The sequence below is a fragment of the Aeromonas enteropelogenes genome, assembly GCF_000819845.1.
GTDB lineage: Bacteria > Pseudomonadota > Gammaproteobacteria > Enterobacterales > Aeromonadaceae > Aeromonas > Aeromonas enteropelogenes.
This window is the reverse complement of sequence record NZ_CDCG01000026.1, coordinates 21745-27816: the sequence shown is the minus strand read 5'-3', so window position 1 is coordinate 27816 and position 6072 is coordinate 21745. Positions and strand designations below refer to the sequence as shown.

Genomic DNA, 6072 nt, shown 5'->3' with positions numbered 1-6072 from the left:
GAGCCCAGTAACGACCACCAGTTTTAAAAAATGATACAGATGGGTCGTTAGCTCAGTCGGTAGAGCAGTTGACTTTTAATCAATTGGTCGCTGGTTCGAATCCAGCACGACCCACCATCATTTAGCAATATCCCAGGTCGTTTAGCTCAGCTGGGAGAGCACCTCCCTTACAAGGAGGGGGTCACTGGTTCGAGCCCAGTAACGACCACCATCTTTGCAAGAACACTGAAACCTGTAGCAATGTTTCAGAAAAAATCCCCACTCAGGTGGGGATTTTTTTTGCCTGTCGTTCGGCGTGCCGGCTGTTCTTCTGCCGCATGGCAGCCTCTCTCTTCTTCGCCTTACTGCCACTACCCGTCGTCATCATGATGGCCTGCGGCTATATTCGCTTGCTTTACCAAGGTTCATCCAGGATTCCGGACAAGAAAAAAGGGCAGGCCAGGGCCAGCCCTCTGGCATGGGCTTACAGGATGCCGCGGATCAGGATCCCGGAGATCAACAGGGGGGCCACGATGCGCCAGCACCAGAGCAGGGCGAGCCGCAATGCGGGCGACAACCCGACCGGCAGGATGCGTTCTCCCAGCCGCCAGCCCAGCAGCAGGGTCAGCACCAGGCCAAACAGCGGCATCATCAGATTGGAGGTGAGGTAGTCGAGCAGTTCGAAGATGGTCTTGCCAAACAGAGTCAGATCGCTCCAGGGGCCGAACGACAGGCTGACCGGGATGCCCGAGGCCATGATGAGCAGGGTCAGCACCCGGCAAGCCCCACGGCGTGACCAGCCCCACTCTTCGGTGGTGAAGCGCACCAGATGCTCCAGCATGGAGATGGAGGAGGAGAGGGCAGCGACCAGCAGCAGCAGGAAGAAGACTATCCCCAGTCCCTGACCGAACGGCAGATGGTTGAATACCGCAGGCATGGTCATAAAGGTCAGCCCCGGGCCTGCTGCCGGATCGATGCCGGTCGATGCCAACGCCGGGAAGATCATCAGGCCCGCCAGCACCGAGATGAAGCTCGCCAGAGTGACCACCCAGACGCCTGAGCGCACCACCCCCTCGCTATTGGGCAGGTAGGCGCCATAGGTGGTGTGTACCCCCAGACCAATAGAAAGGGAGAAGAAGGCCAGTCCCAGCGCATCTAGTACGCTCTGGCCGGTCAGCATGGTGAAATCCGGCAGCAGCAGCTGGCGCACCCCAGCCATGGAGCCAGGCATGGAGAGACCTACACAGACCAGTAGCAGCATCATGACGAACAGGGCCGGCATCATCCAGCGCAGGGCCCGCTCCACCCCTTTCTGGATCCCGCCCTGTACGAACCACCAGGTCAGCCCGGCAAATACCAGATGGGTCAGCACAGGCCACCAGGGATTGCTGACATAGCCGTTGAACAGGGCGGTGAGGGCGCTTCCCTCGCTCAGGTTGAGCTGGCCACTCACGGCCAGTGCCGCATAGCCGACGGTCCAGCCGCCGACCACGCTGTAGAAGCTGTAGATGAAGAAGCCACACAGGATCCCCATGTACCCCATCCAGCGCCAGTTCGGACCCACCAGTTTGCGGAAGGCGCCGAGCACCCCTCGCTGACTATGGCTGCCGAGCAGGGTTTCGCCGACCTGCACCGCCACCCCCAGGGTGAAGCTGAACAGCAGAAACACCAGCAGGAAGGCGCCCCCGCCATTGGTGGCCGTCACATAGGGAAACTTCCAGATCGCGCCAAGGCCGATCGCCGTGCCGGCGGCTGCCAGCACATGACCAAGACGGGAAGACCACTGAACCTGACTCATGCAACCTCCGGGTAATGCAACATCGAATCGATACTCCTTGGATAAACAACAATATGGGCAACAACAAAAAAGGCCGCCCGAGGCGACCTTTGCAATGAACTTTCAGACAAGCTGTGCGTGCAAGGTCACCTCTCTTGCGAGCTAAAAAATCGACCAAACAGCACGAGGATGGCAGACATGAAGAGATGACCCGAGCAATAAACCGAGTCGACAGCCTAAACTATGGAAAGAAAAATTGACACATAAAATAAAAAATTTTTATATGTGTCTATCTCGCCATTTTCCCACAGGGCGATCATCGGGCAGCCGCTTCGCTACCTTGTCCTTGATGGCTGGGGGATAATCCCCCTCGTTTCCTATGGCGTGTGTGGCCGCAAGCCGGTATCGCAGCAGCAAAGGCAGGATTGCATATGAAATGGATCTTCATCCCCTGGTTGTTCCTCAGCCTGAGTCTCTCGGCCCAGCCAGCCCTGACGCTGCTCAGCCATGAGCTCCCCCCCTTTACGCATCTCCATGAGGGCAAGCTGGATGGGCTGGCCGTGCGACTGGTGGAAGAGGTTCAGCAAGAACTGGGCGAGCATCAGCCTATCCGGGTCTATCCCTTCAAACGTGGGTTGGCACTGACCAGGCTGGAGCCGGGCTATGCACTGTTTGTGACCCAATGGACGTCGGAGCGCGCTCCCCATTACAAATGGGTCGGGCCGCTTTTTCTCAATCGGGTCGTGATTTACCAGCCTCCCGGCATCCGGCAAACGCTGACCCAGCTGGACCAATTGCGTCATCTGCCCAGAGTCGGGGTGGTGCTGGGCAATGCCGATGACGAGCGGTTGACCCGGGAGGGCTATACCAATTTGGTACGTTATCAGACCGTAGATGAAGCCTTGCAGCGCCTGCTGCTTGGCAAAATAGACGCCCTGCCGGTAGGGGAGATGGTGCTCGATGCCGCGCTGGAGCGGCTGGGCCTGTCTGCCAAGAGTGTCACTAACAGCGGGGTCATATTGCACGACTCCTGGTTGTATCTCGCCTTTGGCAAGTCACAGGATGATGCCGTGATTGCCCGTTGGCAGGCGGCCCTCGACAAGGTCAGGGCCGCCCATCGCGAAGGCAGGCTCCCTGACCACAAGCGCTGAGGATCAGACCAGTCCTCGCACCAGGATCCCGCAGATCAGCAGCGGTGCCAACCAGCGCCAACCATTCATCAGCAGGTGATGCCAGTGTGCTGCCAGCCCCTGCGGCAGTGCCTTGCGTCCCAGTTTCCAGCCCAGCAACAGGGTCACCATCAGGCCGAACAGCGGCATCATCAGGTTGGAGGTGATGAAATCCAGCAGCTCAAAGATGGTTTTGCCAAACAGGGTGGCATGTTGCAGGGGGCCGAACGACAGGCTGACCGGAATGCCGTTGAGCATGATGACCGCCGTGATGGCGCTGCAGGCCTTGCGACGGGACCAGCCCCAGCTCTCGCACAGGAAGCACTGCAGGTGTTCCAGCAGGGAGATGGCAGAGGAGAGGGCGGCAAACACCAGCAGGCCGAAGAAGATGACCGCCAGCCCCTGGCCGAACGGCAGCAATTGGAATACGGCTGGCATGGTCATGAAGGTGAGGCCGGGCCCTGCCGCCGGATCGATGCCGGTCGCGGCCAGCACGGGGAAGATCATCAAGCCGGCCAGTACGGCAATCATGCTGGCCAGCAGCACGACCCAGAGGCTGGAGCGTCCGACCCCTTCGCTGGAGGGCAGATAGGCGCCATAGGTGGTGTGAATGCCAAGGCCGATGGAGAGGGAGAAGAAGGCCAACCCCATGGCGTCGAGCACGCCGGACATCCCCAGCTTGCTGAAATCGGGCATCAGAAAGTGGCGCACACCCGCCATGGCATTGGGCAGGGTCAGGCCAAATGCCACCAGCATCAGGATCATCAGGAACAGGGCCGGCATCATCCAGCGCAGGGTGCGCTCCACCCCGCGCTGGATCCCCCCTTGCACCACGATCCAGGTGAGGGCGGCAAACAGCAGGTGAGTGAGGATGGGCCAGGTGCCATCGCTGACGTAGTCATTGAAGCGGGCGGTGAGGGCGGCTGCGTCTCCCTGGTTGAGCTGACCCGAGATGGCCATGCCGGTGTAGCCCAGGGTCCAGCCTCCTACCACGCTATAGAAGCTGAAGATGAGCAGGGTACAGAGAATGCCCATGACGCCGACCCAGCGCCAGCGCTTGCCGAGCAGTTCGGAGAAGGCGCCCACCACCCCGCGGCGGCTCATGCTGCCGAGCAGGGTCTCCCCCATCAGTACTATGACACCCAGGGTGAAGCTGAACAGCAGGAACACCAGCAGGAAGGCGCCACCGCCATTGGTTGCCGTCACATAGGGGAACTTCCAGATAGCGCCGATCCCCACTGCGGAGCCGGCGGCGGCCAGGATATACCCGAGGCGGGATGACCATTGGGACTGCTTCATAAGAACTCCAATCGAGCGCCCCTTGGTGGGGCTAGAAAGTAGGGTCTGAAAATGGGGCTGGAACGGCACTCAGATTACGGAGGGAGGCGGGCAATCACAACGACGCTTATGGGGATGAAAACAGAGTTTTTGGCATGATTAACCAATAAATCATATCTTTGCATGCAATCATGCCAAAAAATAAAAACCGGAGCGTTTTTGCTCCGGTTTGAGGTCTGGTTGGCGTGTCGCGCCGGGTCAGATCACCCCCAGCTCCCGCAGCCGCTCCATCAGGTAGCTGTGGGCGGTATGACGCTCGGAGAGCACCACGTCCGGCCGCGGATGGAGGAACAGCGGCAGGGAGATGCGCGACTTGCTGGCACTGCCGCCGGTCGGGTTGATGACGCGATGGGTGGTGGAGGGGTAATAGCCACGGGAGGCCTCCTGCAGCATGTCACCAATGTTGATGATGAGGGTGCCAAAATCACACGGCACGTCCATCCACTCGCCATCGGAACCCTTCACCTGCAGGCCAGGCTCGTTGGCTGCGGGCAGTATGGTCAGCAGGTTGATGTCCTCGTGGGCGGCGGCGCGGATGGCGCCCGGCTCCTCGGTGCCGTCGAACGGCGGATAGTGCAGCACCCGCAGCAGGGTTTTCTGGCTCTCTTCAATCATGGAGGAGAGCGGGCAGCTGTAGTGGGTGGCGATGTCGGCCGGTGTGTATTGCTCGACCCAGCCCAGCAGCTCGGCGGCCAGGTTGTTGGCGAGGGCATAATACTCCATCGCCTGATCCTTGAGCTCTGCCGGCATCTGACCCCAGGGGTAGATGTGGAAGTACTCCTTGATGTCTTTCTGGCTGTGGCCCTTGGCCACCTCGGAGACCGACGGCGGGAAATAGCCGTCCTGGGTCTCGCGATTGAACAGAAAATCCTGTTTCTGCTCGCTCATGAAGAAGCGATACCAGTTGTCATAGATGGACTGCACCAGCTCCTTGGGGATGGGGTGGTTGGTCAGTACCCCGAAGCCGGTGGTTCGCAGGGATTCGGTAAAGCGCTGCGCCGCATCGGGCGAGCGGTAATCGACGGTCAGGACTTTCATTGTTTTTGTTACGCGCCAGTTAAAAGATGGCGCAGTGTACCCCGCACGATGCGCCAAGGAAAGCGGGCCGAGAGCCCGGTTCTGGCAAACCGTAAATAGTGACAAAAAAGTCAAAAAAAGGTATCCGTCAGAACCCGCCTCCATCCCTTGTTCCGACCCGGCATCCTCACTAGAATGCCAGCCACTGTCTTTTCCGGAGCCCTCTCATGTCCCCCAAGATCCTGTTGTTGACCCTGCCCTTGCTGCTCGCCGGTTGCAGCTCGCTGTCGGAAGAGGAGTGCCGTTCCATGAGCTGGTACAACCTGGGGTATCAGGATGGAGAGCAGGGCAAGAGCCGTCAGCAGGCGCGGGACTATGTTGCCACCTGTGGCGAATATGGCCTCAGGGTGGATGAGGGCGAGTGGCTGCGGGGTTACAACAAGGGGCTGGAGCTCTACTGCATTCCGGAACTCGCCTATAGCAAGGGCAAGTCTGGCATCGCCTATCAGGGGGTATGTCCCAACGATGCCAGCTTCCTGCAACAGTATCAGCGCGGTTATCAGGAATATCAGCTGGAAACCCGCCTGAGCGAAATTCGCAACGAGCTGGCCCGCAGCGAGCGGGAGATCGATCAGCTTGAGCGCAGCATCCGCAGCGAAAAGGATACCCAACAGCGGCAGTACTACCGTGACAAGCGCTATCGCGCCATTCGTCATTACGAATCCCTGCGCCGCGAATATGATCGGCTGCGCTTTCCGGATCGGGTGATCCAGTTCTCCTTCGGAGGCTGAA

5 protein-coding genes and 2 tRNA genes are annotated in these 6072 nt (G+C 59.6%); 4 read left to right on the top strand and 3 right to left on the bottom strand.

Going from position 1 to position 6072, the window contains the following annotated elements; translation table 11 throughout:
• Nucleotides 1–41 precede the first annotated feature (41 nt).
• Both BN1123_RS09055 and BN1123_RS09050 read left to right on the top strand, forming a co-directional pair.
• Nucleotides 42–117 (top strand) — tRNA-Lys (locus BN1123_RS09055).
• Between the two features lie 18 nt (nt 118–135).
• Nucleotides 136–211, top strand: a tRNA-Val gene (locus BN1123_RS09050).
• Between the two features lie 252 nt (nt 212–463).
• Here the strand turns inward: BN1123_RS09050 and BN1123_RS09045 are convergent.
• Complete coding sequence (locus BN1123_RS09045; protein ID WP_042026591.1) at nt 464–1777, bottom strand: sodium-dependent transporter; 1314 nt, start codon at nt 1775–1777, stop codon at nt 464–466.
• Between the two features lie 410 nt (nt 1778–2187).
• Here BN1123_RS09045 and BN1123_RS09040 point away from each other — a divergent pair, with 410 nt between their 5' ends.
• Nucleotides 2188–2907 (top strand): substrate-binding periplasmic protein, encoded by a 720-nt coding sequence (locus BN1123_RS09040; RefSeq protein WP_042026590.1) that lies wholly within the window; start codon nt 2188–2190, stop codon nt 2905–2907.
• Between the two features lie 3 nt (nt 2908–2910).
• Here BN1123_RS09040 and BN1123_RS09035 read toward each other — a convergent pair whose 3' ends face one another.
• Together BN1123_RS09035 and BN1123_RS09030 are read right to left on the bottom strand one after the other, a co-directional pair.
• Complete coding sequence (locus BN1123_RS09035; protein ID WP_042026589.1) at nt 2911–4224, bottom strand: sodium-dependent transporter; 1314 nt, start codon at nt 4222–4224, stop codon at nt 2911–2913.
• A 237-nt stretch (nt 4225–4461) separates the two neighbouring features.
• Nucleotides 4462–5301, bottom strand: coding sequence for an isopenicillin N synthase family dioxygenase (locus BN1123_RS09030; protein ID WP_026458659.1), 840 nt, complete (start codon nt 5299–5301; stop codon nt 4462–4464).
• Nucleotides 5302–5507: 206 nt separating this feature from the next.
• On the opposite strand from BN1123_RS09030, the gene BN1123_RS09025 reads away from it, so the two are divergent.
• Nucleotides 5508–6071 carry a DUF2799 domain-containing protein gene (locus BN1123_RS09025; RefSeq protein WP_042026588.1) on the top strand — a complete coding sequence of 188 codons (564 nt, stop codon included), beginning with the start codon at nt 5508–5510 and terminating at the stop codon, nt 6069–6071.
• The last annotated feature ends 1 nt before the right edge of the window (nt 6072 follow it).

Bases quoted from the DNA above. Each gene is read 5' to 3' on its own strand.
- BN1123_RS09030 (WP_026458659.1), bottom strand. From the start codon at position 5,301: ATGAAAGTCCTGACCGTCGATTACCGCTCGCCCGATGCGGCGCAGCGC.
- BN1123_RS09045 (WP_042026591.1), bottom strand. From the start codon at position 1,777: ATGAGTCAGGTTCAGTGGTCTTCCCGTCTTGGTCATGTGCTGGCAGCC.
- BN1123_RS09040 (WP_042026590.1), top strand. From the start codon at position 2,188: ATGAAATGGATCTTCATCCCCTGGTTGTTCCTCAGCCTGAGTCTCTCG.
- BN1123_RS09025 (WP_042026588.1), top strand. From the start codon at position 5,508: ATGTCCCCCAAGATCCTGTTGTTGACCCTGCCCTTGCTGCTCGCCGGT.
- BN1123_RS09035 (WP_042026589.1), bottom strand. From the start codon at position 4,224: ATGAAGCAGTCCCAATGGTCATCCCGCCTCGGGTATATCCTGGCCGCC.